Below are 26,841 nucleotides of genomic sequence, written 5' to 3' on the forward strand. Positions count from 1 at the left end.
GAAAACGACGTACATATTTTAGGAGTGTCATCCTTAGCTGCTGGACATAAAACTTTAGTACCTCAAGTAATTGAAGAGCTTAAGAGTTACGGCAGAGATGATATCATGGTTATTGTTGGTGGAGTAATTCCTAAGCAAGACTATCAATATTTATTCGATGCTGGAGCTGTAGCTGTATTTGGACCAGGAACAAAAATTAGCGATGCTGCAATACAAATATTAGAGATTCTCATAGACTAATCTTAGTATTGCAATTCAATTAGATGAATAAAGAGTTAGAAGAACTTCAGCATACTGTAAAGCGACGATATAGTCTTAGAATAAATCCATACTTTTCTGAAAGTTTCAAGACCAATATTAAGGATGGTCAAGTAATTCCTTTAATTCAAGAAGTTTTTCGTGTGCTGGATTGGCCTATTGTATATACCGATGATAAATCAGTTGAAGCTAAACGAAAAAATCAGTGGAATAAGTTAACTGCTAAACTTACAGTAACAAAAAAAGCTAATGGCAGAATTGAAGTTCATAGTAAATCGTTAGAAGGTCATCTTACAGATTTAGGTAAAAACTCTAAACGTACCGGTTTAGTCATTGCACTTTTTAAGAAACTAGAAAAAGAATACGGCACAAATGGCAAATTAATTGCGCTAGAGGACGAGTTCAATAAACTTAATAATTGGGAAGACTACGAAGTACCTAAGACACTACCACAGCCTTCTAAATCCGTAAAACCAAAATTAACGAATGCGCTTATTGGCAGTGTCTTTATAGCTGCTACTATAGGTATAATAGTTGGTTTATTATCCTATATTTTTAAACATGTTGCAGGCGTTTACGAATTAGGAATTGGACTCTTTGTTGGCTATTTCCTTGGGAGAATCCTAACTAAAGTAAACTATATTGATTACAATCATAGTAAACTATTAATTCTGGGAATTTTAATATGTGGTTTATTTATAAATTTTTATGTTCAATATTATATGATGAACTATCATAACCACTATGAAAATTTTGGCTTCACAGACTATTTAAGGTATCGTTTTTCGTCAGGTATAGTAATAACCGAGAATCTAAATACAGGTTGGATAGGCTATGCTATTCTTTGGAGTATACATATTGGTTTTGCTTACATAATAGCGTTACATCGCGTAACATTTATAATAATAGATTTTACTATAAATAGACTCCCAACAGAAGTTATTGATTATACTATTTATTTACTTGAAAAGGATAATACGCTAAGCCAAGTAAGATCTCTTTTAGCAGAAAAAGGATGGAAAAAAACAATAGATCAAGATCAGGTATTTGAGGCAATAAATGAAATATTTGGGCTTCAGGAAGCAAAAAGAGATTAATCTAATTTCAGCAACAAACTGTTAACAACTTCAATTTCTTAAACTCGTAAATAATCGTATTTTTAAACCCTAGAAAAACCAAATCATTTAATGGGTAAAATCATTGCAATTGCTAATCAAAAAGGTGGCGTAGGAAAAACGACCACCTCAGTTAATTTAGCCGCTTCTTTGGGTGCACTGGAGAAGAAAGTCCTACTTATAGATGCAGATCCTCAAGCCAACGCCAGTTCAGGTTTAGGTATAGATGTTGATGCTTTAGAAATTGGTTCATATCAGGTACTAGAACATACAAAACCGGCAAAAGAGGCAATTATTGCTTCTAATGCTCCAAATGTAGATGTTATACCTGCACACATAGATCTTGTAGCTATAGAAATTGAGTTAGTTGATAAAGATGAGCGAGAGAGTATGCTCAAAAAAGCTATATCTGAATTAAAAACTGAGTATGATTACATTCTAATTGATTGTGCGCCATCTCTTGGTTTATTGACTTTAAATGCACTTACGGCTTCAGACTCTGTTATAATTCCTATTCAATGCGAATATTTTGCATTAGAGGGGTTAGGCAAACTGTTAAATACTATTAAAAGTGTACAGAAAATACATAATGAAGCGTTAGACATAGAAGGCATGTTATTAACAATGTTCGATTCGAGATTACGCCTATCAAATCAAGTTGTAGAGGAAGTTCAGAAACACTTTACAGATATGGTTTTTGAGACTATTATACAACGAAATGTACGATTAGGAGAAGCACCGAGTTATGGAGAAAGCATTATAAACTATGATGTAAGTAGCAAAGGAGCAGCTAACTATTTAAGTTTAGCAAAAGAGTTGATCACTAAAAATGAATTAAATGGCCAAAGCAACTAAAAAACAGGCATTAGGAAGAGGACTTTCGGCTTTGCTCAAAGACCCTGAAAATGACATCAACTCTGCTGAAGATAAAAATGCAGATAAGGTCGTCGGTAATATAGTTGAACTCGATATTGAAAGTATAGAAGTCAACCCTTTTCAACCGAGAACTAATTTCAATGAAGAATCGCTGCGCGAATTGGCTTCTTCAATAAGAGAGCTTGGAGTTATACAACCTATAACAGTTAGAAAGATAGCATTTAATAAGTATCAACTGGTTTCTGGAGAACGTCGTTTTAGAGCTTCAAAACTAATTGGTTTACAGGCTATACCTGCTTATATACGTATCGCTAATGACCAGGAATCATTAGAGATGGCCTTAGTTGAAAACATTCAACGTCAAGATTTAGACCCTATTGAAATTGCTTTGTCTTACCAACGTTTAATTGACGAAATCAATCTAACACAAGAGCAAATGAGCGAACGTGTCGGTAAGAAGCGTTCTACCATTGCGAATTACTTAAGGCTTTTAAAATTAGATCCAATCATTCAAACAGGTATGCGAGATGGGTTTATCAGTATGGGACATGGAAGAGCTATGGTCAATATTGAAAATCAAATAGATCAGCTTGAGATTTATGAAAAAATAATTAGCAATAAACTCTCTGTTAGAGCTACAGAACAAATGGTGAAGAACCTAAATACTGACACACCTGCAAAATCTAAAAATGACGAGACTGACATACCTAAATATATTAAAAAAGGAGTTAAGGAATTCTCAGATTACTTTGGTCATAAAATAGACGTAAAACTGGCAAAAAATGGAAGTGGAAAGATTACGATTCCATTTCATTCTGAAGAAGATTTCAATCGTATAAAAAAGTTAGTTCAACGTGCTAAATAAACGTATTTATATTTTAGCCTTGTGCTTATTTTCTGTACTATTTTCGTTCTCACAAAAAGAAAAGGACAGCACCAGTATTGCCCTAGATGAAACACCTATTATCGCTAATCAAACTCTAAAAAGACAGCCTATAGATCCTTTGAGACCTTCTAAGGCGGCCTTCTACTCTGCTGTATTACCTGGATTAGGACAAGCATATAATAAAAAGTACTGGAAAGTTCCTATAGTTTGGGGAGCCATTGGTGCTGGAGTTTATTTCTACGTAAGAAATGATCGTCAGTTTGATCGCTATAGAGACGCCTACAAAAGACGATTAGCAGGCTTTACAGACGATGAATTTTATGGAGATGGAGATACTCCCTTAATTTCTAATGACGGGCTTATTAGAGCACAGCAACAATTTAGAAGAAACAAGGAAGTGTCCTTACTCATTACCTTAGGCTTATATGCTTTAAATATTATTGATGCTAATGTAGATGCCCATTTGTTGCAATTTAATGTTGATGAAAATTTAAGTTTAAGTCCACATTTTCAATACAACGAGATGGAGAATTCTTCAGATTTAGGATTAACTTTTAATTTTAAGTTTTAAATATGAATATAGCATTACTCGGTTATGGTAAAATGGGAAAAAGTATTGAAGGTATTGCGTTAGAACGAAATCACTCCATAACATTAAAAGCGAGTAGTAAGACGTCAAATTTTGATTTTACAAACACTCATGTAGCAATAGACTTTTCCCTCCCTTCTACTGCCGTAGATAATATTAAGCGAGCGTTAGATGCTAATGTTCCTGTAATTTCAGGTACAACAGGTTGGTTAGAGCACTACGATGACATTGTAGACTATTGCAATACCAAAAATGGTACGTTTCTATATGCATCAAATTTTAGTCTAGGTGTAAATATTTTTTTTGAAATCAATAATAGACTAAGTCAATTGATGACTGATTTTCCTGATTATAAAGCCTCAATAGAAGAAATTCATCATACTCAAAAACTAGATGCTCCTAGTGGCACAGCAATTAGTTTGGCGGAGCACATCATAGATAATTCACTTTACAAAAATTGGACTTTAGATGAAGCTAGCTCTAATGAAATACATATTGATGCCAAACGTATTGAAAATGTTCATGGCACTCACGAAATTACTTATAATTCTGAAATAGATTCAATCAGCATTAAACATACTGCTCATAGCAGAAAAGGATTTGCTTTAGGTGCAGTGATTGCTGCAGAATGGATTAAAGATAAAAAAGGCGTCTACAACATGAAAGATGTGTTAAACATTGGTTAATTTGCCTCATAATTGAAACATATTAAAATAATTTTCAACCTACACTAGACAAAATATAAAGTTATGAACTGGACACAGTGGTTTATCTTTTTACTCATACTACAAATTATACATGGCCTTGGTACGTGGAAATTATACATAAAAGCTGGTCGACAAGCCTGGGAAGCATTTATTCCCATATATAATGCGGTCATCTTAATGAAGATTATTACGAGACCATGGTGGTGGGTTATTTTAATGTTTTTACCAATTGTAAATCTCATTATGATTCCTGCGGCTTGGGTAGAAACTGCAAGAGCCTTTGGAAAGGATACAAAGCTAGATGCACTTATTTGTATCTTTACATTAGGGTTCTATCTATACTACCTCAACTATATTGCAGATGTTCAATATATTGAAAACAGAGAGCTTAAACCTAAGACATCTACTGGTGAATGGATTACTTCTATTCTTTTTGCAATTGTTGCGGCGACTATAGTCCATACTTATTTCTTTCAACCTTTTGTTATTCCGTCATCGTCTTTAGAAAAATCACTACTTGTTGGAGACTTTCTAATCGTAAGTAAAATTCATTATGGTCCTAGAGTACCAATGACAACTGTAGCAGCACCAATGGTGCACGATACGATTCCCAAACTAGGAGTAAAATCGTATTTATATAATGATAATTACGAAGAACGTAATTCGTCTTGGAAAAATAAATTACAACTTCCGTATTTAAGATTACCTGGATTTGAAAACGTAGAACGTAATGATATCGTCGTATTTAATCAACCTGCAGATACGCTATTAAATATGAATGATTTTACGCCAGATCGTAATTATTACAAACCTATTGATAAGAAAACAAATCTTGTAAAACGCTGCGTAGCTGTTGCTGGAGATACTTTAGAAATCAGAAATGGATACGTATTCATTAATGGTGAACAGAATAAATTACCGCCACGATCACATTTACAATTCTCCTATGAAGTCACCTTTAAAAGGAATTTGCAACCTTCAAGAATTATTGAAATATTAAAAAAATATGACATTACAGATTTTCCTAATTATGGTAGTACACAACTATCTTTTATAGTGCCAGCTGCAACAGACAAAGCCATTGCACAATTAAAAAATCATCCTGAAGTTGATAGTATCAAAGCCTTAAAACAAGAAGAAGGAGTTGCCGGCGATGTGTTTCCAAGAGACCCAAATTACGATTGGAATATTGACCATTTCGGTCCATTATGGATACCAAAAGCAGGTGCTACAGTACAGTTAAATGCAGAAAACATAGCATTGTATAAACGTGCTATTGGTGAATATGAAGGTAATAAAGTGTCGACCAGAGGTAATCAGGTTTTTATTAATGATCAACCAGCATCTTCGTACACCTTTAAACAAGATTATTACTGGATGATGGGAGACAACCGTCATAATTCAATAGATGCCAGAGCGTGGGGTTTTGTGCCTTATAATCATATTTTTGGTAAACCCGTATTTATTTGGATGAGTATCGATGGCATTAATGATGGTCTTAAAAACTGGAGTTTTCGTTGGGATAGAATTTTCACAACCGTTAGTGGTAGTGGTGAACGTACGTCGTACTTAATTCCGTTTTTAGTGGTCGTTTTTGGACTTACGTTTTTTAATAAATGGAGAAAGAAAAAGAAAGCTAAAACCTAATAGTCGCCTTTTTTTAAATACATCTAAATGAAGGGTCTTATACATCCTACCTATTTTCCAAATTTGTCACATTTTGTGGTAATGATAAAGTCTCAAACTCTCAATTTAGAAGTTTGTGACAATTACCAAAAACAAACGTATAGAAACAGAACAGAAATATACGGTGCCAATGGTAAACTTGCACTTACAGTACCGGTAAATTATACGCAGAAAAATCGCCAATTATATAAAGATGTCCGAATTTCTAATGAAAACAAATGGCAACAATTACATCTTAAATCTTTAGAGTCTGCCTACAGTATGTCACCATTTTTCGAATTTTATATTGATGATTTACTACCGCTTTTTAATACTAAGTTTAGTTTTATTCTAGATCTTAATTTAGCTTGTCTGGAAGTTCTAAAGGATTGTATGCAGATCAACTTATCTTACATAAAAACCGAGAATTTTGAATTAGAGCCACAAATTTCAGACTACAGATATCTTGTAAATAGAAAGAGTAACCCTATCACAACTTGTACATACCAGCAAGTCTTTAGTGATAAACATGGGTTCATTGGCAACCTGAGCATAATAGATTTACTTTTTAATGAAGGTCCAAGTGCTGAGTCATATTTATTAAATCAAAAATTTTAACTCATGATTCAAAGTACAATACATTATGGATTGCATTTTGGCTTACCATTATTTATAGCTCTTCTTTTTTACAGAAAGAATTGGCTCAGAGCTTATGGTATAATGCTGTTGGCGTTTTTAATCGATTTAGATCATCTCTTGGCTCATCCTATTTTTGATTCAAACAGATGTAGCATCAATTTTCACCCACTACATTCTTATTATGCTATAATTGTATATGTATTGCTGTTATTACCAAAACCATCAAGGCTTATAGCGTTGGGATTAGTTGCTCATATTATTTCAGACGTAGCCGACTGTTGTTTAATGTAAATTTAGAGTAGCTTTAATCGGATAATGATCTGAATATTTTACGTCATAATTATCAAAACCGTTTACAGTTATAGATTCATCTGCTAATATAAAATCAATACGTACTGGAAAGAATTTAAAATCGAAAGTACAGCCAAAACCGTTTCCTGCTTCTTGGAAGGTATCTACCAAATCACCTTTTATTTCTTTATAAACGTATGAGTATGCTGTATTGTTAAAATCTCCAGCGACAATTACTCTATGTTTACATTCATTCTTGTGTTTCACAAACATTTCTGTTTGCACTTGTTGTTTTTTAAAGGTTGTAGTTAGTCTTTTTAAAAGGTTTTCAGATGATTCTTTTTTTAATGCTTCAACTTCAGTATTAATACCAGAAGATTGTAAATGAATATTATAGACCCTAACTGTATCCTTGCTCTTTACAACATCGACGTAGATGGCATTATTATACGAATCTGGAAAATCTAAAGAACCACTGGCAACAATAGGAAATTTAGTGTAGATAACCTGTCCTCTTACAACATAATCGTCATAAACAGCATTATACTTATAATAACCATCTAAAGAAAGACCGTAGCGTTTAGGAGATTCTTGTACACAAAGCACATCTGGTTGCTCCCTATTAACAAATTTTAAAATATCATCTTTAATAGTTTTGCTTGGTGACCAATTATAGAGGTTATATAACCTTACATTATAATTCATCACAGATATATTAGTAGATTCTTCAATATGCTTTGATGATGAAAACTTATATAATGAATTTATATAACGCACTCCAAGAACAAGTACAATTAGTGACAATAAAAGTTGCTTTTTCACTTTTAGTAGCCAATAAATAAAAAACAAAATATTTAAAACAATAAGTAAGGGAACGCCTAAACTGAGTACTGATAATAGTGCAAATTTTTGCGGTGGTAAATAAGGTAATATATAAGAAACCAGCAATAAAAATGCAGCCAGAGAATTAACCAGAAAAACAATTTTATCGCGTAGTTTTAAACCTTTCATATTCAGTTAATCCTTGCCAACTTTAAAAAGAAATTCTTTTTCTTCAGATGTTAGACTCTCATATCCGCTCTTACTTATTTTATCGAGAATCATATCTATTCTTTTCTGATTATTAAACGCATCAAATTCTTTTTTAGTCTTGCCTGCATATACACCTTTGCCTTTTTTTCTATGGACTGTTTTTAATTTAGATTCAGGCTGAAACCAACTAACAACGGTATCCATAATACGTTCAAATCCAGCGCCAATATCTTTACCTTGCTGTAATCTGGTTGCGTAGAGATAACCTAACAAAGCACCACCTAAATGTGCTATGTTTCCACCTTGATTCCACGTAAATAAACCTAAGACATCCATAACCACCAATACAATGGCAATATACTTTAGCTTAACATTAAACATAATAAGTCGAACTTCTGTATTCGCTAAATACACTCCTAAAAAGATAATCAATGCTCTAACACCAGCCGATGCACCAATTAAAGGATTAGAGTTAGTTAAAAACTCTTTTGGTAATACGTTATGAGCAAATAAAAAAGCCAATGCACCAGAAATTATGCCTAGAAAATAGATATTTAAAGCCATTTTTGGCCTGAATAAATTCAATAGCATTCTTGATATATAATAAAGTACCAATAAATTAAACAGCAGGTGAAAAAAACCATAATGCACAAAGCCATAGGTAATAAACGTCCACGGTTTAAGAATAAAATCAAAGAAATCTGCAGGAAGTTTAAAGTATGGTAAAGGATCTGCAGTTCTACCAAAAATTATGATCAATCGTGCCAAGATAAAGATGATCACATTAATTACTATAATCTTCTCAAAGGCATTAGACCTATTAAACTTATATTTTAATTCTTGAATTGTACTCATCGCTAATTCCAACGGTATTTATCTCTTTCATTTTTTTTCCAAAAGTACATTAACAAAAACCCTGTTAACGCACCACCAACGTGTGCCATATAAGCTGTATTACTTGGACTAAATATTGAATTTCCTGTTAATGCGGAAAATAAATCAAGTGCAATAATTGCTGGAATAAAATATTTAGCCTTTACAGGTATTGGTAAAAATATCAGCATTAACTTAGACTCAGGAAACAGCATTCCAAAAGCAACTAGAATACCAAAAATAGCACCTGACGCTCCAACCATTGTTGAATTAAATGCACTTGCAAAACCTTCAAAGTTATCGCCTAAAACTGGGACCCAATTGGTATCATACTTTCCTTCACTTAATACACTTACTATATCAGTTTGAGAAAAACCAGCTTCAACTAAAGTTGTTAAGCCTGTATTATACTGATAATATAAGAAAGCAACTTGAATAATAGCTGCACCAAATCCAGATAACAAATAGAATATTATGAATTTCTTCGTACCAAATATTTGCTCTACGGCTGTCCCAAACATCCATAAGGCAAACATATTAAAAAGTATATGCATTAAATTTCCATGCATAAACATATGCGTTAATATCTGCCATGGTTGGAATGCTTCACTCTCAGGAAAATATAATGCAAACCACTGGTAAAATGTTTGACCATTACCTATTGCTAATGTTCCAATAAACATAACCACATTAATAATCAATAAGTGTTTTACACCATCAGTAATTCCTTGTCTCATACTTTACACGAATTTTTTTTCAATTTCATCAACCGACATTGTTATAAATGTTGTTCTATTAGTTGGTGATACATTGGGTTCCTTACAGGCAAATAAACTATTTACTAAATGCTCTTGCTCTGTGTTATTAAGTGACTGTCCGTTTTTAATTGCTAAGCTCTTCGCCATAGACTTAGCTAATAAATCGGCCGCACTAAAATTAGCTTCTGGCACATCATTTTCTACATCACTGATGAGTTGCTCTAAAATAATAGACACTTCACTTTCTGGCACTCCTACGGGTAAACCAGTGATGGTAATTTCTTTGTTACTAATCTCAGAAAACACAAAACCCGCATGTTCTAAATCGGTTTTTAACTGATTTATAATTTTTACTTCACTTGGCGTGAAATGCAATTGATGCGGAAACAACAGTTGTTGGCTGATTGCCTCCTTAATAGTAATGTATTTTAAAAAGTTTTCATATAAAATACGCTGATGCGCTCTGTTTTGATCAATAATTAGCATACCAGACTTTATTGTACTCACTATATATTTTTGTTGGATCTGAAATGTAGATTTAGTACTTTCAATAGCTGAATCATCAATAAAAATAGATTCGGTTTTTGCATTACTTTCAAATGTAACTTCACTAAAATTATCTGTAGCAGTATTGCCTTTAGATTCTAATCCTACATATAAACTTTCCCATGACGGATTTGGTACTTTTCTAAATGAGGTATTATGTTGTTTCTGACTATACTTTAAATCACTATTTTCTGAAAACGGATTAAAACTTCGATCAACCTGAATTTTAGGTGCATTAGCTGGCTTATCCTTATAGCCATAAGGCGTATTTAAATTGCTTTGATTCTCAAAGTCCAAAACTGGTGCAATATTAAACTGTCCTAAACTATGCTTTACAGCAGATCTTAAAATAGCATAAAGTGTATGCTCATCATCAAATTTTATTTCTGTTTTAGTTGGATGAATGTTGATGTCAATCGTTTTTGGATCAACGGTTAGATTTAAAAAGTAGCTCGGATGATAACCATCTTTTAGCAATCCTTCAAAAGCCGCATTAATAGAATGATTTAAATATGGACTTTTAATGAAGCGTTGATTCACAAAAAAGAATTGTTCAGAACGTGTTTTTTTTGAATACTGTGGTTTCCCGACGAATCCCGAGATTTTCAAAACCTCTGTTTCTTCTTCTACTGGGACTAATTTTTCATTGGTTTTAGCACCAAATACATGCACCACACGCTGTCTATAATTTTCATTAGGTAGATTAAATAATTCACTGCCATTGTGATAATAAGCAAAAGCAATATTAGGATGTGCCAATGCCACACGATGAAACTCATCTGTAATATGTCGTAACTCAACTGTATCTGACTTTAAAAAGTTACGTCTCGCAGGAATATTAAAAAATAAGTTTTTAACTGCTACTGATGTTCCGGTAGGAGTGACAGAAACTTCTTGAGATTTCACTGAACTTCCTTCTATTTCTATAGCCGTTCCTAATTCATCTTCTGAACGTTTAGTGTTAAGTTCTACATGAGCTATAGCAGCAATACTCGCTAATGCTTCTCCTCTAAATCCCTTAGTATTTAATTGAAATAGGTCTTCGGCGGTTTTTATTTTTGATGTGGCATGACGCTCAAAACTTAAGCGCGCATCCGTAACACTCATTCCTTTTCCGTTATCAATAACCTGAACTAGTGTTTTACCAGCATCTTTAATAATAAGTTTTATCTCTGTGGCATTAGCATCAATAGCATTTTCGAGAAGTTCTTTAACTACTGAGGCAGGTCGCTGTACCACTTCACCAGCTGCAATTTGGTTGGCAACATGGTCTGGTAAAAGTTGTATAATATCTGTCATTAGCTTTTTAGAGAAAAGATAGAGAGGTCAAAATCTATGATAAACAGGAAGATTAAAACTAAGACGGCAATTATAAATAATATTGTTTTGTTAAAGCCAGAATTATTTCTGTTTCTATTATTTATTCTACTTTCATGCCACTGTCCAGAAAAATCATTTTTATTGTATGTATCTGAATATGCATCAAATTTAGTTGTATATTTTGAAGTATCAGTGTCGTCTTTTCCTTTGTAATATCTAGGAGTATAATTAAATCTTTTATTTCGTGGCAGTTTTTTAATTAAAGTGAATTTTATTGGACCCATAATTTTTTATTTAATATACCCGTTAAGGATATAAATTAGAAAAAAAAGCGATGCTAAAATAATAATCAGAGCTGGTAAAGAGGTAAATACATTTCCTCTTCGTCTTGTGTTGCCTCTCATTTCATCCCATTTCACTTCCAAGTCGGACTTCGACTCTTCTTTAGTAGAATCCTGAAAACGAGGTTTATAACTGAAACGCTTATTTTTTCGTTGATTAAACAAATTGTCTTGTAAATTAAACCTGATACTCATCAAAAGTACAGAAAATACAAGGAAATATTGCTTAAGGATTCCTTAAAATTATTAACAAAAAGCTTGCCAAAGGAAGTTGAAATACATTTAAATAATGGGTGAAAAATCTTCTAATGATTTCTTAAATCTGCCATTTTTATAGCAGCAATTGCGGCTTCTGTACCTTTATTTCCATGCTTACCGCCAGATCTGTCAATAGATTGCTGCATGTTATTATCCGTAAGTACACAAAAAATGACTGGTGTATCGTAAAGTACATTTAAGTCTTTTATACCTTGAGTGACACCATCACAAACAAAGTCAAAATGTTTGGTTTCACCTTTAATGACAGAGCCAATGGCAATTATGGCATTAAATTTATACGACTGCATTTTTTTGCATCCATAAACCAGTTCAAAACTACCAGGCACATCCCAACGGACAATATTCTCATCTAAAGCACCACAATCTAAAAGTGCTTCTACCGCACCTTGATATAAGCCTTCAGTAATAGAATCATTCCATTCAGAAACAACAATCCCAAACCGAAAGTCTTTCGCGCCTGGGATTGTAGATTTATCGTAATTAGATAAATTATGGTTTGCAGTAGCCATAGTTTACAAACTTGCTTCTGCCTTTCCTATTAGTACATCTACCTGACTAGCTTCTGTAGATGTTGGAAATTCAGATTTTATTTGTTTTAAATAATCTAATGCTTTTTGATTCATATCTAAATCCAGAGCAACACGCGCTGCTTTCATTAAATATAAAGGAGTTGTAAATTCATTAGCTTGCATTTTAGATGCTTTCTCATAGTATTCTAAAGCATCTTCTGGTTGTTCTAATTGAACAAACGCATCGCCAATACCTCCTTTAGCTATTGGACCTAACATTTTATCATCACTTGAGAACTCACTTAAATAAGTTACAGCGTTTTGATAATCCTTAAGATTTAAATAGGCCATACCAGCATAATAATTAGCTAAGTTAGCCGCAGGAGTACCACCGTACTCGTTAATGATATCTAACATCCCATACTTACCTTCACCTCCATTTAAGGCCATGGTATAAAGTGAATCTGGTGTAATTCCATTAACAGCATCCTCAAAATATTTCTTTGCCGTATACATTTCGTTCATGGCTTCTTTTTGTTGTGGCTCAGCTACAAGTTTATTGTAACCTAAATACCCTAAAACAACTACAGCAATAGCGGCAATCACACCAATGATATATTTTTGATTTCTAACTACCCACTCTTCCGTTTTAGAAGCTCCTTCGTCTAAAGTATTAAATACCTCAGCTGTTGTTGAGTTTTCCTCAACGGCCTCTACCTTTTCTTTTTTCGTTTTGGGTTTGTAGCCTCTTTTCTTATACGTTGCCATATCTTGTCAATTTGTGCGTGCGCAAAAATAAAATTTTTATTGGGATTTAAAAGCCTATTTATTTGTTATTTTTGAATAAATTTTACCACTGAAAATGCTTTGCAAGGTCAATAAACACAAGCAAACCATTGTATTTTTATGATTCTAAACACATTATCTTTAGTTAATTACAAAAATTTTGAAAGTCAGGTTTTCGATTTTGATGCCAAAATCAACTGTTTTGTTGGTGCTAATGGTATTGGTAAAACAAATGCTTTAGATGCTATTTATCACTTAGCTTTTGGTAAAAGTTATTTTAACCCTATTGCTTTACAAAATATCAATCATAATGCAGAATTTTTTGTTGTTGATGGCAACTTCACCAAAAATGAACGCGATGAAAAAATTATAGTATCGCTAAAGCGTGGTCAGAAAAAAATTATTAAACGAAATGGAAAGGCGTATGATAAGTTTAGTGATCATATTGGTTTTATTCCACTGGTGATTATCTCTCCTGCTGATCGTGATTTGATTATAGAAGGCAGTGATACGCGTAGAAAATTTATAGACAGTGTTATTTCACAAAGCGATAAGTCTTATTTATCTGCTTTAATTGCTTATAACAAAGTATTATCGCAGCGTAACGCACTTCTTAAATATTTTGCATTAAACAATACGTTTAATGGAGATACCCTTGCCATTTATAACGAACAATTACATACCTATGGTACTGAGATTTTTCAAAAACGTGATGAGTTTTTAAAAATCTTCATTCCTATATTTAAAGAACGTTATGAAGCCATAAGTCAAAGTAAAGAAACGATTAATTTAAAGTATAAAAGTGATTTGTTCAGTGGTGATTTAAATGAATTATTGGAAGCCAACCTCAACAAAGACAAAGCCTTACAATACACTAGTGTAGGCACACACAAAGATGACTTAGTGTTTTTAATAGATGAATTTCCTATTAAAAAATTTGGGAGTCAAGGTCAGCAAAAATCATTTTTAATTGCTTTAAAATTGGCCCAATTTGATTTTGTAAAACAACAAAGTGGAGTTTCTCCAATTCTATTACTTGATGATATTTTTGATAAATTAGATGAAAATAGAGTATCACAAATCATAAGCTTAGTTGACGATGATCATTTCGGACAAATTTTTATTAGCGATACACATGCAGACAGAACAGAGAATATTGTAAAACAAATTCATCAATCCTATAAAATTTTCAAACTATGAAAAAGTTGATATGGCTGTTTTTTATTTTAATTACAGGGTGCTCTGATAATCCCAAATCTTATATTGAACACCTTAATGGCTATTGGGAAATTGAAGAAGTTACCTTGGCCAATGGTCAAAAAAAATCATATAAATTCAATGAAACTATAGATTACATAAAAATAAATGATAGTCTAAAAGGGTTTAGAAAGAAACTAAAACCCGGAGTTAACGATACTTATTTTACATCTGATGATGCCGAAGCAATTACTGTAAAAATTGAAAACGATAGTTTAAACATTTACTACTCGACTCCTTATGCACAATGGAAAGAAACGGTAATTGAGGCCACACCTGAAAATCTAAAAATGGTCAATCAAAATAACAACGTCTATTTATATAAACGATACACACCAATAAATTTAACTCTAGAAGACTAGGTTATGGCAAAACGTAATAATAATAACCAACCCATAGAAGATATCTTAAAAGAATTTGTAAAAACCAACAACCTAGAATCTGGTTTAGACAAGGTCAATGTGCGCGAAGCCTGGGCAAATCTTATGGGAAACGGTGTTAATAATTACACAACTGCAATTGAATTAAAAAGAGATGTCTTATATGTACAACTAAGCTCTAGTGTTTTACGGGAAGAACTGAGTTATGGCAATGAAAAAATCATTAAAATGCTTAATGAGTCGATAGGTAAAGAAGTCATAACCAAATTAGTACTTCGTTAAAAAAAATGAAGACAACTCAGAATACCAGCGACGGTAATATTCCGAACAATGATTTACACAAATTTACGATTCCTTGGTCTATGAGTAGAGCAGAGCAATCTGTTATTATTCAAATGTTACAGGGCATAAAACCGAAAGTATCTATAGAAATTGGCACTTATAATGGTGGTAGTTTGCAAGCTTTGAGCACCTATTCTGAAAAAGTCTATGCTATAGATTTAATGCCAGAATTCAGAGATGAGCGTTGCGATGCATTTGATAATGTAGATTACCTTATTGGAGATTCAAAAATTATTGTACCAGAATTAGTTGAAAAATTAAATAACTCTGACGAAGTTGTAGAGTTTGTGCTTATTGATGGCGACCATAGTACTTTAGGTGTTTTAGAGGATATTACAAATATTTTAAAGCTAGTACCAAAACAACCTATGGTAATAATTCTTCATGATAGCTTTAATCCAGATTGCAGAGAAGGTATGAAGGCTTACGACTATAATGCTAATAAATATGTTCATGCAGTAGAGATAGACTATGTCACTGGATTGTTTAATCATGATGGGTTGTACAGAGAAATGTGGGGAGGGTTTGCTGCAATTTTTATGAAGCCTGAACAACGGACAAAACCTTTAGCTGTGCAAGCTTACCAAAAGAAGTTATTTAAGGTTACTTATTACAAGTCCATACATTTTTACCGAAAATTCTTTTGGTTTCTAAAACCAATTTATAAAGTTTTCAAAAAATAGATTTTAAGGGCTTCCAGCTGTTGTATCTTTACAAAAAGCGATGTTATGCCTTTCTTAAAACCTATTTTACTCACCTTTATATTTCAATCTATGATGGTATTTAATTTTTCTACTGACAGCGATATTTCTAATTGGAGAATTTTAGATGATGTAGTTATGGGTGGACGATCCGATGGTAATTTTAAAGTCAACTCAGATGGTTATGGCGAATATTATGGTGACGTGTCTTTAAAAAATAACGGAGGATTTTCCTCATTACGTTATTATTTTGAAACCAGAAAGACTGAAGACTATTCAAAATTTGTTCTAAGAATCAAAGGTGATGGTAAAGCTTATCAGTTTAGAGTTAAAGATGATAGTTCCAATAGGTATTCATTTATATTTGAATTTGAAACCACAGGTGACTGGCAAACTGTAACTATTCCATTTTCAGAGATGTACGCGTCTTTTAGAGGTTATCGCGTAGATATCCCTAATTATAAAGGCAACCAAATGGAAGAAATTGCTTTTTTAATAGGTAATAAAAAAGAAGAAAGTTTTAAAATTCTTATTGATTCTATTTCATTAAAATAAGTATGTTTCAATTATAACTTAAGATATAATTTGGTATTTTTAAGTCGTTATTTAATTACGCTACATGAAATACTTTAAACTAATTGCCTCCTTAGTTCTCACGCTTGCTATATTCTACTTATTCAATACCCAACTAGGTGCTATTCCACCGATTGGAAAATTTCTAAATCCATATTCCGGAGTCTGGCAAAACGAAACCGATGAAAAAGTAACGGGTGAAATAACAATTCCTAATCTAAAGGAAAAGGTAACAGTTCATTATGATGAGCAATTAATACCACATGTATTTGCCCAAAATGATACTGATCTATATAAAGCCCAAGGTTATTTAACCGCTAAACACAGACTTTGGCAATTAGAATTTCAAACCTTTGCTTCGGCAGGAAGATTGTCTGAAATATTTGGAGAAAGCACTCTTAATTACGATAGACAAGAACGTCGAAGAGGTATGGGATATGGTGCAGAACAAGCCATTAAAGAGATGTCTAAGGATCCTGAAACCATGAAATATGTACAAGCTTATTCTGATGGTGTAAATGCTTATATAAATCAATTAAACCCAAAAGATTATCCTGTTGAATACAAATTATTAGATTATAAACCAGAAGCTTGGTCTCCAAAGAAGACAGCACTTTTATTAATGTATATGACCAAAATGTTAGCAGGAGCTGACTCAGATCTAGAATATACAAATGCACTACGTATATTCGGAAAAGATAAGTTCGATATGCTATTTCCAGACTTTTTTGACGTTACAGATCCAGTGATTCCTAAAGAAACGGATTGGAGTTTTATAGATGTACCACAAACTCCTTCACCAAATGGTAAAGCTGTCTTAGATACTATTAGAGAAATTATAGATCAACCCAATCCTGATAATGGCAGTAATAATTGGGCAGTTTCTCCTGAAAAATCGGCAACTGGTAATCCTATTTTAGCTAATGATCCACACTTAAAACTGAATCTTCCGGGCATTTGGTTTGTCATGCAATTAAGCACGCCAAACCATAATGCTTTCGGAGCAACAATTCCAGGAGCTTTAGGTGTTATATCAGGGTTTAATGAATTTATTGCCTGGGGAGAAACCAATGCCACGAGAGATGTTATTGACTGGTATAAAATTGAGTTCAATGATGACCGAACACAATACAAGTATGATGGTGATTGGAAAAATGTTTTAGTGCGCGTGGAGGATATTAAAATAAAAGGAAAACCAAGCTATAAAGATTCGGTGTTGTACACACATCATGGACCTGTGGTTTATGACAAAAATTTTAAATCTGATTTAGAAAAATCAGGTTATGCCATGCGATGGGTTGGCCATGATGGAGGAAATAATCAGAAAACATTTATAGACTTAAATAAAGCTAAAAATTATAATGACTATATAAATGCCTTAAAATATTGGAATGCGCCTGCACAAAACTTTGTATTCGCGTCTACCGAAGGAGATATTGCTCTATGGATACAAGGAAAATTGCCAAACAAATGGGAAGGGCAAGGAAAATTTTTAATGGATGGTAGTCAACCAAAAAACGATTGGCAAAGCTATATTCCTCAAAAATTTAATGCACATACTAAAAATCCGCAGCGTGGTTTTGTAAGTTCTGCAAATCAGCATCCTGTTGATGAAGCTTATCCGTATTTTGTATTTAATGATCGTTATGAAACTTATCGCAACCGCGTTATTAACGATTATTTTAATTCTAAAGACACTTTTAGTGTAGAAGATTTCAAAGCATTACAAAACAACAACTACAATTTAAAGGCAGCAGAACTAATGCCTTACATGTTAGAACATATGGAAATATCATCCCTAAATGACAGCGAAAGAGAAATCTATAATCAATCTAAGTCATGGGATTATAATAACGACATGAATAAGGTAGGTCCAAGTATTTGGCGTCAATGGTATGCTGAATTATATAACTTAGTTTGGGACGAATTTGAAATAGAAGATATAGCCATGAAAAACCCTTTTACGTATCAAACCATTTACCTTTTAAAGAATAATGGAAACGATGCATTTATGGATATTATTGAAACTCCAAAAACCGAAACAGCAAAAGATTTATTTTTGATAGCCTTTAAAAAGGCAGTTGAAAAATTGGAAACCGTAAAGAAGGAGAAAGGAGATTATAAATGGGTCAATTACAAAGGTACCTATGCTGGGCATTTGCTACAGGCTTTACCAGCATTTTCAAGATTTGATATTCCTATTGGTGGAGATAGAAATATTGTAAATGCTACTTCTGAAAATCATGGTCCATCATGGAGAATGATTGTGGAGATGACATCGCCACCTACTGCGTTTGGCATTTATCCTGGTGGACAATCTGGAAATCCTGGTAGTAAGTATTATGATAATTTTATTGACGATTGGGCGGCAGGAGATTATTACCAACTGAATTTTTTACAATCTACTGAATCAATAGCTAAAGTAATAGGAACGCAAACTTTAATACCTGCAACTAATGAATAGAAATATCACCAACTTTATTGTCACTATCATTTTGGCATTTGTACTCGCATTATTTTTACCATGGTGGTCTGTTATGACAGCTGCGCTTGCGACATCACTCTTTTTACCATTGAAACGCTTTGCTGTGTTCTTTGTGCCCTTTTTAGCCATTCTGGTATTCTGGTCATTATATTCATACATATTAAGTAATGGAAACGATTTTACTTTAGCTAAACGCATTGCTGTATTATTACCATTAGGTGGTAATCCATTCGTATTGATAGTAGTCACTGGTCTTGTTGGTGGAATTGCTGCAGGAATTTCTGCAATTTTTGGTAAGCAATTAAGTGTATTACTGAAGAAATAATACTCATAACAAAGATGTGTTATTCTATATAATTTATTTCTTATACCATAGCGATAGCGTAGGGTTTTTCATATATTAGTATTCTTATATCATAAAATTTTAATTCTTATCATGAAACAGCTTATCTCAATCTTTGCAATCGCATTCACTCTTAATTCTTTTTCTCAAGACTATACTAAATTAGCTGAAGTCACTTTTGAAAGTGCTGAAGAGTGTAAAGAAGCTGAACCACAAGTGTTAGAATGTGCTAATTACTTACTAAACACTACCGTAAAATCTGATGAACTCAATAGACTAAGTGCTTTTCAATATATTTTTAAATGGATGGAAGGTACTGCAGATTATACGTTTTCTATTGATTCTGAAGTCTTGGATCTCACAAAAGGAAATACAGATTTCATGACCATTTATTTTGCTGCTATGGTACAGACTGTACTTCAAAATAATGGTGAAACAATGAGTGATGAGGCACTACATGAAACTGCCGTAAATAAACTTGCAGATTATTGTAGCGACAATAGTAAAGGTCTTAAACCAAATCGTGCGATAAAAAAAGTGATAAATAAGCGTAAAAAGGACTAATCCAACTTTTTAGTATAAGCATCTACAAATTCTTTAGCACGTCTATTCCTAGGATTCATGTCATAGGCGATTTTATAATTTGCATAAGCATTAGCACTATCGTTATTCATTAGATAGGCATCAGCCAGACTATCATAAACGTTTACACTATTTGGATGAAGTGATGCATTCAATTTAAAAACCTCAATAGCATCTTCATAGTCTTTGTTTCTAATATGTTTATATCCAAGCCTATTGAAATCCCATTCATTAATATAGGAACTGGTAGAATCTTGTTTTTTAATAGCTAAGTAACCTTCTAAGGCTTTCTCATAGTCTTTATCCTCTAATATCTGACTTGGTGTTTTGTACGAGTCTGAAACTTTCAAATAATCATATGTTGTTGGTGATCCTTCGTCTTCAGAGAGTTTAGACAAGTACCTTTCATTAGTTTCAGGATGTTGTACAAAATGTAGTTTAGTATACATATCAGCTACAAAAAACTCATTGGTAGCTAAAGCTACTGGTTGTATTTTCCCTTTTTTCCAAATAAGAAACAAGTTGTCATTTTCGTAGTAAACTTCTATAATTTCATCTGGATTATAGAGATATTTACCCTGTGTTTGCTCTTTGAACGTTTCAGAATAGTCTATATCCTTGCCACAATTTTGTATAGAAAATAAAAGCAGGAATAAAATGCATAATGTTTTTGTTTTCATGTTGTTTGATTGATTGTTTAAATTTAAGCAAAAAAAAGTCTCACTATAAGTGAGACGATTCTTTTCTTTATATGTTACTTGACTAGTCGTGTAGACTATTTTATTTTCATTAATTCTACATCGAATACCAAAGTTGCATTTGGTGGAATTACTCCTCCTGCACCTGCAGCACCATATGCTAAATCGCTAGGAATTACTAAACGGGCTTTATCACCAACGTTTAAAAGGCAAATACCTTCATCCCAACCAGGAATTACTTGCCCTACTCCAACTTGAAAGTCTAAAGGTGAATTTCTTTTATATGATGAGTCGAAAACTGTACCATCAGCCAACTGACCTTTATAATGTACAGAAACCATACTTCCTTTTTCTGCTTTCTTTCCGTCACCTTTTTGTAATACTTTGTAACGCAAACCTGAATCTGTTTCGTCAAAACCAGCAGCCAGTTTATCTAATTCTGCCTTCGCAGCTTCGCGCTCTGCAGCTAATCGTTTTTCTCTTGATCCTTCAAAAATTCTAAAAGCCTCTACAGCATTAAAGTCTTCTGCAGTTTTACCTTCTCTTATAATTTCTAAGCTTTCAATTTTATCACCTTGAGCAATTGCATCGACAACATCTTGTCCTTCTACCACATTACCAAAAACGGTATGCTTACCATCTAACCAATCCGTTGCAATGTGAGTGATAAAGAACTGACTTCCGTTAGTACCTGGACCAGCATTTGCCATAGATAATTTACCAGGAGCATCGTGTTTTAAATCTGGATGAATTTCATCATCAAACTTATAACCAGGATTCCCAGTTCCTGTACCTTGAGGACACCCTCCTTGAATCATAAAATCTGGTATCACCCTGTGAAACGTTAATCCGTAGTAATAAGGAGTTCCTTGTGGCTTGGCAGAGTTTTCTAAATTACCTTCTGCTAAAGCAACGAAATTACCAACCGTTCCTGGAGTTCTTTCAAACTCTAAATTAACCACTATTTCACCTTTTGAGGTGTTGAATTTTGCGTATAATCCGTCTTGCATCGTTTTGTTATTTATTTAAGGCTGCAAAGATAGTCAATGATTTATGATTTACGAATTTAGATTTGAGAATTGATATATAAAAGTTAGTTTTGCTGAAATCAAAATTTATGGGATTTTCTTTTTCTAAACTCTTTAAAAACGATAAAGCTGAAGCAACCACTAATGATTCTATAGAAGCCATCATTGCTGATGTAGAGCACCAACCGTTTGGTGTCTCTGATAGCAATGTGCTTTTTGCTGGTTTAAACGAATTGGGTGGTTATTTCTTTTTTCAGACTGTTTTAGTAGGGGCGCTTCAAATAAAATCTAAAAACGGAGCCGCATTGACGTTTAAAGGTGAGGAGTTTGAATTAAAACTCAACGCAGATTCACAGGAATTTGAATCTGATCACTCTGATGTTAAAGGCCGATTTATTACTAAAATAGACTTTGAAATTGAAGAAGCCGAGATTGAAAACTTACAAAATGCAGAGTTGACCAGTATTATTTTTAATGCAAAAAATAAAACTTTAGAATTTACTAAATTTGAGAATAATAATGATGAAGAAGAGTAATTAATTTGCGACTTCACTCATAAACTTAATACGATAAAGTCTTAATTCTTCATCTTCGTAATCACCGTCAAATTCTTCTATCGCATCAGAGATTTTATCACTCTCCGATTCCATAAAATAGTCATGGATTTCCTCTTGTTGGTCTTCGTCTAAAATTTCATCAATCCAGTAATTGATATTTAGCTTAGTACCAGAAAAGACGATAGATTCCATTTCTTTAATAAATTCTGGCATTTCCATGCCTTTTGCAGATGCAATATCATCTAAACGCAATTTACGGTCTACATTCTGAATGATGTACAATTTTAATGCTGAATTAGAACCTGTTGATTTTACAATCATATCATCAGGTCGTACAATGTCATTTTCTTCAACATAATCGGCAATTAAATTAACAAAGTCCTTTCCGTATTTCTTAGCTTTACTCTCACCTACTCCGTGTACATTAGATAATTCTTCAATAGAAATGGGATATTTTAAAACCATATCCTCTAAGGAAGGATCTTGAAAAATCACAAAAGGAGGCACTCCTAATTTTTTCGCATTTCGTTTTCGCAAATCCTTTAGCATAGCCATTAACCTATCATCTGCTGCTGCACCACCTCTGGCTTTGGTAATAACTCCATCATTTGAGTGGACATCAAACACATGGTCTTCTGCCATCATAAAAGCGACAGGGTTTTCAATGAAGTTTTTTCCATCTTCACTTAAGCGTAAAACACCATAAGTTTCAATATCCTTCTTTAAATAACCTGCTACTAAAACCTGTCTTATTAAAGCCATCCAATGTCTTGGCTCTTTATCTTTTCCAATTCCAAAAAAGGGTTGCGTATCAGTTTTGTGAGATGAAATTAAAGCATTAGAATTTCCAACAATGACCTGTACCAAATCTTTAGACTTATATTTCTCGTTAGTCTTGTCTACAGTTTCTAATAAGATCTTTACATCGTCTTGTGCTTCAACTTGCTTCTTGGGATTACGCACATTATCGTCCATATCTCCACCTTCGCCAGTTTCATTATCAAACTCTTCACCAAAATAATGAAGTATAAATTTTCGACGTGAAATTGAGGTCTCTGCAAAAGCAACGACTTCTTGCAACAACGCATGTCCTATTTCTTGTTCAGCAACAGGTTTACCTGACATAAATTTTTCCAGCTTTTCTATGTCTTTATACGCATAATAAGCTAAACAATGGCCTTCACCTCCATCTCTACCTGCTCTACCAGTTTCTTGATAATAGCTTTCAATACTCTTAGGAATATCGTGATGAATCACAAAACGAACATCAGGCTTATCAATACCCATTCCAAAAGCAATTGTAGCCACCACTACATCAGTATCTTCCATTAAGAACATATCTTGATGCTTCACTCTTGTTTTAGCATCTAAACCTGCATGATAAGGCACAGCTTTTATACCATTAACTTGCAGAACCTGAGCTAGTTCTTCAACACGTTTTCGACTGAGACAATAGACTATCCCTGATTTGCCTTCATTTTGTTTTACAAATCGGATGATATCCGCATCTACATTTTTTGTTTTCGGTCGTACTTCGTAATATAAATTTGGCCTGTTAAATGATGCTTTAAAAGTTACAGCATCAGGCATTCCCAGACTTTTTAAAATATCTTCCTGTACTTTAGGTGTGGCTGTTGCAGTTAAGCCCACAATAGGAATGTTATCACCTATACGTTTAATAATATGTCTTAAGTTTCTGTATTCCGGCCTAAAGTCGTGTCCCCATTCACTAATACAATGCGCCTCGTCAACGGCCATAAAAGAAATTTTAACCGTTCTAAGGAATTCTACATACTCCTCCTTAGTAAGCGACTCTGGTGCTACATAAAGTAATTTTGTTACACCACTAACAATATCGTCTTTTACACGTTTTACTTCAGTTTTATTCAATGATGAATTTAATACATGCGCTACTCCTTCATGCTCTGAAACGGCTCGAATTGCATCAACCTGATTTTTCATCAAAGCAATAAGAGGAGATACTACAATAGCAGTACCTTCTTTTATTAATGCTGGTAATTGGTAACAAAGTGATTTTCCACCACCTGTAGGCATAATAACAAAAGTATTATTCCCCGCAACTACATTTTTTATAACCTCTTCTTGTAAGCCTTTAAATTCTGAAAAACCAAAGTATTTTTTTAGTGAAGCGTGTAAGTCAATTTCTGCAATACTCATTAATCCCTATTAGTATTTTATATACATTTGTAATAAGTTTAAAGATAACAATTTCTTTAGACCTAGAAAACTCAAAAAAAATTAATTTTGAACACGACGCAATCCATTTTAAGCACTGCTAAAAGCACAATTAAACTTGAGAGCAAAGCCATAGCCAACCTGTCGGAATTACTTACAAATGATTTTGCTGAAGCCGTAGAATTGATTTATAATTCTAAAGGACGCGTTATTATTACAGGTATTGGTAAAAGTGCCATTATTGCTAATAAAATAGTCGCGACTTTAAATTCTACTGGGACACCAGCAATTTTTATGCATGCCGCAGATGCGATTCATGGTGATTTAGGACTAATTCTAGAAGATGATGTAGTGATTTGTATTTCTAAAAGTGGTAATACTCCAGAAATAAAGGTTTTGGTACCTCTTATAAAGCATGCAAAAAACAAAATGATTGCTATTACAGGAAATAAAGATTCCTTTTTAGGTCAACAAGCAAATTATGTGTTGAATGCCTATATAGAACAGGAAGCTTGCCCCAATAATCTTGCACCTACCACAAGTACAACAGCGCAGCTGGTTATGGGAGATGCTTTAGCGGTTTGCTTATTAGAACTAAGAGGGTTCTCGAGTAAGGATTTTGCTAAATATCATCCAGGTGGAGCCTTAGGAAAACGACTTTATCTAAGGGTTAATGACCTTTCATCTCAAAATTTAAAACCACAAGTAGGATTAGAAGCGTCATTAAAAGAGGTGATTGTAGAGATTACAGAAAAAATGCTTGGAGTCACGGCTGTCCTAGATAACAATAAGATTGTTGGGATTATTACAGATGGTGATCTAAGACGAATGTTGAGTAAAAGCGATGACATTACTCGACTGAAAGCCAAAGATATTATGAGTACCAATCCAAGACGTATTCAAGAAGATGCTATGGCTGTAGATGCTAAAGAAGTAATGGAAGAATTTGGAATTTCTCAATTACTTGTTGAGCAAAATGGTAATTATGCTGGTGTAGTTCATCTTCACGATTTAATAAAAGAAGGCATTATATAATGGCAAAAAAGAAAATTGATGAGATGTCTTTTTTAGATCATCTCGAAGATTTAAGGTGGCATTTAATAAGGGCAACTTTAGGTGTATTATTTGCCGCGATAATAGCTTTTGTTTTTAAGAACTTCATTTTTGACGTGATTATTTTTGGACCAACAAATATGAGCTTTCCAACTTATGAAGGTCTATGTAAAATGTCGCAACTTATCGGCATTAATGACACTACATTCTGTGCTGATGAATTTCCATTCACTATTCAAAACAGAACTGTAGCAGGTCAATTTTCTGCGCATATCTGGACATCAATTTATGCAGGATTTGTAATTGGCTTTCCATATGTGCTTTATCAGTTATGGAGTTTTATTAGTCCAGGATTAAAATCTAGAGAACGTAAGAATTCAAGAGGATTTATAATTATTGCATCAATCTTGTTTTTTATTGGTGTATTGTTTGGATATTATATTGTTACGCCTTTATCGATTAACTTTTTAGCTAACTATAATGTTAGTGATAAAATTTCTAATGAATTTGATCTGAGTTCTGTTATAGCCATAATAAGATCCTCTGCAATAGCATCGGGCTTTGTATTTGAACTTCCGATAGTTATTTTCTTTTTAACAAAAGCTGGCTTAGTAACACCTCAATTCTTAAGAAAGTATAGAAAATTTGCGCTAGTTATTGTTTTAATCTTAGCGGCAATAATTACACCGCCTGATATTGCAAGTCAGGTCATAGTTGCTATTCCTATTCTACTGTTATACCAAGTGAGTATTTATATTTCAGCAGTAGTTGTGAGAAGAGATAAAAGGAAAAATTCAAAATTAAAGTCTACTTAACATATGTCTGATCTCGTCAAAGAATTTAATGATTATCGTGCTAAAATGAATGATAAAATTTTAGCTGATAATAATAAGATAGTCAAACGCATTTTTAATCTGGATACTAATGCCTTTCAAGAAGGTGCACTCGATAAAAAAACTAAAGAGTTACTAGGATTAGTGGCTTCGACGGTATTGCGTTGCGATGATTGTGTAAAATATCATTTAGAATCTTCCTATAAAGAAGGCTTATCTAAAGCCGAAGTTAGCGAAGCTTTAGGTATTGCCACGCTTATTGGTGGAACTATTGTAATTCCGCATTTACGTCGTGCCCATGAGTATTGGGAAGCACTGGAGCAACAAGGTTAAACTTTTAATA

At 33.3% G+C, this 26,841-nt stretch carries 31 protein-coding genes; 21 read left to right on the forward strand and 10 right to left on the reverse strand.

Annotated elements, in window-relative coordinates; all coding sequences use genetic code 11:
- The 9 genes from ACTG3Y_RS03250 to ACTG3Y_RS03290 form a co-directional block, all read left to right on the forward strand.
- On the forward strand, nucleotides 1-240 hold a 240-nt coding region (locus ACTG3Y_RS03250; protein ID WP_439151491.1), incomplete at its 5' end, for a cobalamin-dependent protein.
- A gap of 23 nt (nucleotides 241-263) precedes the next feature.
- Complete coding sequence (locus ACTG3Y_RS03255) at nucleotides 264-1,355, forward strand: hypothetical protein (protein ID WP_439151492.1); 1,092 nt, start codon at nucleotides 264-266, stop codon at nucleotides 1,353-1,355.
- 90 nt (nucleotides 1,356-1,445) lie between these two features.
- Nucleotides 1,446-2,228: a ParA family protein gene (locus ACTG3Y_RS03260; RefSeq protein ID WP_439151493.1), complete on the forward strand. Its 783-nt coding sequence runs from the start codon at nucleotides 1,446-1,448 to the stop codon at nucleotides 2,226-2,228.
- On the forward strand, nucleotides 2,212-3,114 hold the full coding sequence (locus ACTG3Y_RS03265) for a ParB/RepB/Spo0J family partition protein (protein WP_439151494.1): 903 nt from the start codon (nucleotides 2,212-2,214) through the stop codon (nucleotides 3,112-3,114). The genes ACTG3Y_RS03260 and ACTG3Y_RS03265 overlap by 17 nt, the downstream gene beginning before the upstream one ends.
- Nucleotides 3,104-3,706 carry a DUF5683 domain-containing protein gene (locus tag ACTG3Y_RS03270; RefSeq protein WP_439151495.1) on the forward strand — a complete coding sequence of 201 codons (603 nt, stop codon included), beginning with the start codon at nucleotides 3,104-3,106 and terminating at the stop codon, nucleotides 3,704-3,706. The genes ACTG3Y_RS03265 and ACTG3Y_RS03270 overlap by 11 nt, the downstream gene beginning before the upstream one ends.
- A 2-nt stretch (nucleotides 3,707-3,708) precedes the next feature.
- The gene (gene dapB, locus ACTG3Y_RS03275) at nucleotides 3,709-4,410 is read left to right on the forward strand and encodes a 4-hydroxy-tetrahydrodipicolinate reductase (RefSeq protein WP_439151496.1); all 702 of its coding nucleotides are present in this window, start codon (nucleotides 3,709-3,711) and stop codon (nucleotides 4,408-4,410) included.
- A 63-nt stretch (nucleotides 4,411-4,473) separates the two neighbouring features.
- Nucleotides 4,474-6,078, forward strand: coding sequence for a signal peptidase I (lepB, locus tag ACTG3Y_RS03280; RefSeq protein ID WP_439151497.1), 1,605 nt, complete (start codon nucleotides 4,474-4,476; stop codon nucleotides 6,076-6,078).
- 27 nt (nucleotides 6,079-6,105) lie between these two features.
- Nucleotides 6,106-6,714: a WbqC family protein gene (locus ACTG3Y_RS03285; RefSeq protein WP_439151498.1), complete on the forward strand. Its 609-nt coding sequence runs from the start codon at nucleotides 6,106-6,108 to the stop codon at nucleotides 6,712-6,714.
- A gap of 3 nt (nucleotides 6,715-6,717) precedes the next feature.
- Nucleotides 6,718-7,026 carry a DUF6122 family protein gene (locus ACTG3Y_RS03290; protein ID WP_439151499.1) on the forward strand — a complete coding sequence of 103 codons (309 nt, stop codon included), beginning with the start codon at nucleotides 6,718-6,720 and terminating at the stop codon, nucleotides 7,024-7,026.
- Here the strand turns inward: ACTG3Y_RS03290 and ACTG3Y_RS03295 are convergent.
- The 7 genes from ACTG3Y_RS03295 to ACTG3Y_RS03325 all read right to left on the reverse strand — a co-directional run bounded on the left by ACTG3Y_RS03295 (nucleotide 7,018) and on the right by ACTG3Y_RS03325 (nucleotide 13,452).
- Nucleotides 7,018-7,848 carry an endonuclease/exonuclease/phosphatase family protein gene (locus tag ACTG3Y_RS03295; RefSeq protein ID WP_439151500.1) on the reverse strand — a complete coding sequence of 277 codons (831 nt, stop codon included), beginning with the start codon at nucleotides 7,846-7,848 and terminating at the stop codon, nucleotides 7,018-7,020. The two genes, ACTG3Y_RS03290 and ACTG3Y_RS03295, sit on opposite strands and share 9 nt — an antisense overlap.
- 195 nt (nucleotides 7,849-8,043) lie before the next feature.
- A complete protein-coding gene (locus tag ACTG3Y_RS03300) occupies nucleotides 8,044-8,913 on the reverse strand; it encodes a rhomboid family intramembrane serine protease (protein ID WP_439151501.1) in 870 nt (289 codons plus the stop codon).
- A 2-nt stretch (nucleotides 8,914-8,915) separates the two neighbouring features.
- Nucleotides 8,916-9,668, reverse strand: a complete 753-nt coding sequence (locus ACTG3Y_RS03305; protein ID WP_439151502.1) for a rhomboid family intramembrane serine protease — start codon at nucleotides 9,666-9,668, stop codon at nucleotides 8,916-8,918.
- A 3-nt stretch (nucleotides 9,669-9,671) separates the two neighbouring features.
- Nucleotides 9,672-11,534, reverse strand: a complete 1,863-nt coding sequence (mutL, locus tag ACTG3Y_RS03310; protein ID WP_439151503.1) for a DNA mismatch repair endonuclease MutL — start codon at nucleotides 11,532-11,534, stop codon at nucleotides 9,672-9,674.
- Complete coding sequence (locus ACTG3Y_RS03315) at nucleotides 11,534-11,839, reverse strand: hypothetical protein (protein ID WP_439151504.1); 306 nt, start codon at nucleotides 11,837-11,839, stop codon at nucleotides 11,534-11,536. The genes mutL and ACTG3Y_RS03315 overlap by 1 nt, the downstream gene beginning before the upstream one ends.
- A 362-nt stretch (nucleotides 11,840-12,201) precedes the next feature.
- Nucleotides 12,202-12,684 (reverse strand): 6,7-dimethyl-8-ribityllumazine synthase, encoded by a 483-nt coding sequence (gene ribH, locus ACTG3Y_RS03320; RefSeq protein WP_439151505.1) that lies wholly within the window; start codon nucleotides 12,682-12,684, stop codon nucleotides 12,202-12,204.
- A gap of 3 nt (nucleotides 12,685-12,687) precedes the next feature.
- Entirely contained in the window at nucleotides 12,688-13,452 is a 765-nt protein-coding gene (locus ACTG3Y_RS03325) for a tetratricopeptide repeat protein (protein WP_439151506.1), read from the reverse strand.
- A 138-nt stretch (nucleotides 13,453-13,590) separates the two neighbouring features.
- Between ACTG3Y_RS03325 and recF the strand changes: the two genes are divergently transcribed.
- From recF to ACTG3Y_RS03365, 8 genes are all read left to right on the forward strand, one after another.
- Nucleotides 13,591-14,670, forward strand: coding sequence for a DNA replication/repair protein RecF (gene recF, locus ACTG3Y_RS03330; RefSeq protein ID WP_439151507.1), 1,080 nt, complete (start codon nucleotides 13,591-13,593; stop codon nucleotides 14,668-14,670).
- Complete coding sequence (locus ACTG3Y_RS03335; RefSeq protein WP_439151508.1) at nucleotides 14,667-15,089, forward strand: lipocalin family protein; 423 nt, start codon at nucleotides 14,667-14,669, stop codon at nucleotides 15,087-15,089. Before recF ends, ACTG3Y_RS03335 begins: the two co-directional genes overlap by 4 nt.
- A 3-nt stretch (nucleotides 15,090-15,092) precedes the next feature.
- On the forward strand, nucleotides 15,093-15,389 hold the full coding sequence (locus tag ACTG3Y_RS03340) for a DUF721 domain-containing protein (protein ID WP_439151509.1): 297 nt from the start codon (nucleotides 15,093-15,095) through the stop codon (nucleotides 15,387-15,389).
- 5 nt (nucleotides 15,390-15,394) lie between these two features.
- Nucleotides 15,395-16,132, forward strand: coding sequence for a class I SAM-dependent methyltransferase (locus ACTG3Y_RS03345; RefSeq protein ID WP_439151510.1), 738 nt, complete (start codon nucleotides 15,395-15,397; stop codon nucleotides 16,130-16,132).
- Between the two features lie 45 nt (nucleotides 16,133-16,177).
- Nucleotides 16,178-16,705, forward strand: a complete 528-nt coding sequence (locus ACTG3Y_RS03350; protein WP_439151511.1) for a CIA30 family protein — start codon at nucleotides 16,178-16,180, stop codon at nucleotides 16,703-16,705.
- A gap of 64 nt (nucleotides 16,706-16,769) precedes the next feature.
- The gene (locus tag ACTG3Y_RS03355; protein ID WP_439151512.1) at nucleotides 16,770-19,187 is read left to right on the forward strand and encodes a penicillin acylase family protein; all 2,418 of its coding nucleotides are present in this window, start codon (nucleotides 16,770-16,772) and stop codon (nucleotides 19,185-19,187) included.
- A complete protein-coding gene (locus ACTG3Y_RS03360) occupies nucleotides 19,180-19,533 on the forward strand; it encodes a hypothetical protein (protein ID WP_439151513.1) in 354 nt (117 codons plus the stop codon). Before ACTG3Y_RS03355 ends, ACTG3Y_RS03360 begins: the two co-directional genes overlap by 8 nt.
- Nucleotides 19,534-19,644: 111 nt before the next feature.
- Nucleotides 19,645-20,115 (forward strand): hypothetical protein, encoded by a 471-nt coding sequence (locus ACTG3Y_RS03365; protein WP_439151514.1) that lies wholly within the window; start codon nucleotides 19,645-19,647, stop codon nucleotides 20,113-20,115.
- Here the strand turns inward: ACTG3Y_RS03365 and ACTG3Y_RS03370 are convergent.
- Complete coding sequence (locus ACTG3Y_RS03370) at nucleotides 20,112-20,813, reverse strand: tetratricopeptide repeat protein (RefSeq protein WP_439151515.1); 702 nt, start codon at nucleotides 20,811-20,813, stop codon at nucleotides 20,112-20,114. The genes ACTG3Y_RS03365 and ACTG3Y_RS03370 overlap by 4 nt on opposite strands.
- A gap of 95 nt (nucleotides 20,814-20,908) precedes the next feature.
- Nucleotides 20,909-21,841 carry a peptidylprolyl isomerase gene (locus tag ACTG3Y_RS03375; RefSeq protein ID WP_439151516.1) on the reverse strand — a complete coding sequence of 311 codons (933 nt, stop codon included), beginning with the start codon at nucleotides 21,839-21,841 and terminating at the stop codon, nucleotides 20,909-20,911.
- Between the two features lie 107 nt (nucleotides 21,842-21,948).
- Here ACTG3Y_RS03375 and ACTG3Y_RS03380 point away from each other — a divergent pair, with 107 nt between their 5' ends.
- Complete coding sequence (locus tag ACTG3Y_RS03380; protein WP_439151517.1) at nucleotides 21,949-22,395, forward strand: hypothetical protein; 447 nt, start codon at nucleotides 21,949-21,951, stop codon at nucleotides 22,393-22,395.
- On the opposite strand, the gene recQ is transcribed toward ACTG3Y_RS03380, so the two are convergent.
- Entirely contained in the window at nucleotides 22,396-24,594 is a 2,199-nt protein-coding gene (recQ, locus tag ACTG3Y_RS03385) for a DNA helicase RecQ (protein WP_439151518.1), read from the reverse strand.
- Nucleotides 24,595-24,681: 87 nt separating this feature from the next.
- On the opposite strand from recQ, the gene ACTG3Y_RS03390 reads away from it, so the two are divergent.
- The 3 genes from ACTG3Y_RS03390 to ACTG3Y_RS03400 are packed head-to-tail and all read left to right on the forward strand — an operon-like array spanning nucleotide 24,682 to nucleotide 26,831.
- Nucleotides 24,682-25,647 (forward strand): KpsF/GutQ family sugar-phosphate isomerase, encoded by a 966-nt coding sequence (locus tag ACTG3Y_RS03390; RefSeq protein WP_439151519.1) that lies wholly within the window; start codon nucleotides 24,682-24,684, stop codon nucleotides 25,645-25,647.
- Nucleotides 25,647-26,480, forward strand: a complete 834-nt coding sequence (tatC, locus tag ACTG3Y_RS03395; RefSeq protein WP_439151520.1) for a twin-arginine translocase subunit TatC — start codon at nucleotides 25,647-25,649, stop codon at nucleotides 26,478-26,480. The genes ACTG3Y_RS03390 and tatC overlap by 1 nt, the downstream gene beginning before the upstream one ends.
- 3 nt (nucleotides 26,481-26,483) lie before the next feature.
- Nucleotides 26,484-26,831 carry a carboxymuconolactone decarboxylase family protein gene (locus ACTG3Y_RS03400; protein ID WP_439151521.1) on the forward strand — a complete coding sequence of 116 codons (348 nt, stop codon included), beginning with the start codon at nucleotides 26,484-26,486 and terminating at the stop codon, nucleotides 26,829-26,831.
- The last annotated feature ends 10 nt before the right edge of the window (nucleotides 26,832-26,841 follow it).

Origin of the sequence: Winogradskyella sp., from assembly GCF_965656915.1 — a bacterium.
Lineage (GTDB): Bacteria > Bacteroidota > Bacteroidia > Flavobacteriales > Flavobacteriaceae > Winogradskyella.

What these genes read in the sequence shown, in the direction of transcription:
- ACTG3Y_RS03375 (WP_439151516.1), bottom strand. Translation starts at nt 21,841, where the DNA reads ATGCAAGACGGATTATACGCAAAATTCAACACCTCAAAAGGTGAAATA.
- ACTG3Y_RS03340 (WP_439151509.1), top strand. Translation starts at nt 15,093, where the DNA reads ATGGCAAAACGTAATAATAATAACCAACCCATAGAAGATATCTTAAAA.
- ACTG3Y_RS03315 (WP_439151504.1), bottom strand. Translation starts at nt 11,839, where the DNA reads ATGGGTCCAATAAAATTCACTTTAATTAAAAAACTGCCACGAAATAAA.
- ACTG3Y_RS03265 (WP_439151494.1), top strand. Translation starts at nt 2,212, where the DNA reads ATGGCCAAAGCAACTAAAAAACAGGCATTAGGAAGAGGACTTTCGGCT.
- lepB (WP_439151497.1), top strand. Translation starts at nt 4,474, where the DNA reads ATGAACTGGACACAGTGGTTTATCTTTTTACTCATACTACAAATTATA.
- ACTG3Y_RS03355 (WP_439151512.1), top strand. Translation starts at nt 16,770, where the DNA reads ATGAAATACTTTAAACTAATTGCCTCCTTAGTTCTCACGCTTGCTATA.
- ACTG3Y_RS03260 (WP_439151493.1), top strand. Translation starts at nt 1,446, where the DNA reads ATGGGTAAAATCATTGCAATTGCTAATCAAAAAGGTGGCGTAGGAAAA.
- tatC (WP_439151520.1), top strand. Translation starts at nt 25,647, where the DNA reads ATGGCAAAAAAGAAAATTGATGAGATGTCTTTTTTAGATCATCTCGAA.
- ACTG3Y_RS03255 (WP_439151492.1), top strand. Translation starts at nt 264, where the DNA reads ATGAATAAAGAGTTAGAAGAACTTCAGCATACTGTAAAGCGACGATAT.
- recF (WP_439151507.1), top strand. Translation starts at nt 13,591, where the DNA reads ATGATTCTAAACACATTATCTTTAGTTAATTACAAAAATTTTGAAAGT.
- ribH (WP_439151505.1), bottom strand. Translation starts at nt 12,684, where the DNA reads ATGGCTACTGCAAACCATAATTTATCTAATTACGATAAATCTACAATC.
- ACTG3Y_RS03350 (WP_439151511.1), top strand. Translation starts at nt 16,178, where the DNA reads ATGCCTTTCTTAAAACCTATTTTACTCACCTTTATATTTCAATCTATG.
- ACTG3Y_RS03370 (WP_439151515.1), bottom strand. Translation starts at nt 20,813, where the DNA reads ATGAAAACAAAAACATTATGCATTTTATTCCTGCTTTTATTTTCTATA.
- ACTG3Y_RS03345 (WP_439151510.1), top strand. Translation starts at nt 15,395, where the DNA reads ATGAAGACAACTCAGAATACCAGCGACGGTAATATTCCGAACAATGAT.
- dapB (WP_439151496.1), top strand. Translation starts at nt 3,709, where the DNA reads ATGAATATAGCATTACTCGGTTATGGTAAAATGGGAAAAAGTATTGAA.
- ACTG3Y_RS03290 (WP_439151499.1), top strand. Translation starts at nt 6,718, where the DNA reads ATGATTCAAAGTACAATACATTATGGATTGCATTTTGGCTTACCATTA.
- ACTG3Y_RS03305 (WP_439151502.1), bottom strand. Translation starts at nt 9,668, where the DNA reads ATGAGACAAGGAATTACTGATGGTGTAAAACACTTATTGATTATTAAT.
- mutL (WP_439151503.1), bottom strand. Translation starts at nt 11,534, where the DNA reads ATGACAGATATTATACAACTTTTACCAGACCATGTTGCCAACCAAATT.
- ACTG3Y_RS03380 (WP_439151517.1), top strand. Translation starts at nt 21,949, where the DNA reads ATGGGATTTTCTTTTTCTAAACTCTTTAAAAACGATAAAGCTGAAGCA.
- ACTG3Y_RS03300 (WP_439151501.1), bottom strand. Translation starts at nt 8,913, where the DNA reads ATGAGTACAATTCAAGAATTAAAATATAAGTTTAATAGGTCTAATGCC.
- recQ (WP_439151518.1), bottom strand. Translation starts at nt 24,594, where the DNA reads ATGAGTATTGCAGAAATTGACTTACACGCTTCACTAAAAAAATACTTT.
- ACTG3Y_RS03365 (WP_439151514.1), top strand. Translation starts at nt 19,645, where the DNA reads ATGAAACAGCTTATCTCAATCTTTGCAATCGCATTCACTCTTAATTCT.
- ACTG3Y_RS03400 (WP_439151521.1), top strand. Translation starts at nt 26,484, where the DNA reads ATGTCTGATCTCGTCAAAGAATTTAATGATTATCGTGCTAAAATGAAT.
- ACTG3Y_RS03285 (WP_439151498.1), top strand. Translation starts at nt 6,106, where the DNA reads ATGAAGGGTCTTATACATCCTACCTATTTTCCAAATTTGTCACATTTT.
- ACTG3Y_RS03335 (WP_439151508.1), top strand. Translation starts at nt 14,667, where the DNA reads ATGAAAAAGTTGATATGGCTGTTTTTTATTTTAATTACAGGGTGCTCT.
- ACTG3Y_RS03325 (WP_439151506.1), bottom strand. Translation starts at nt 13,452, where the DNA reads ATGGCAACGTATAAGAAAAGAGGCTACAAACCCAAAACGAAAAAAGAA.
- ACTG3Y_RS03360 (WP_439151513.1), top strand. Translation starts at nt 19,180, where the DNA reads ATGAATAGAAATATCACCAACTTTATTGTCACTATCATTTTGGCATTT.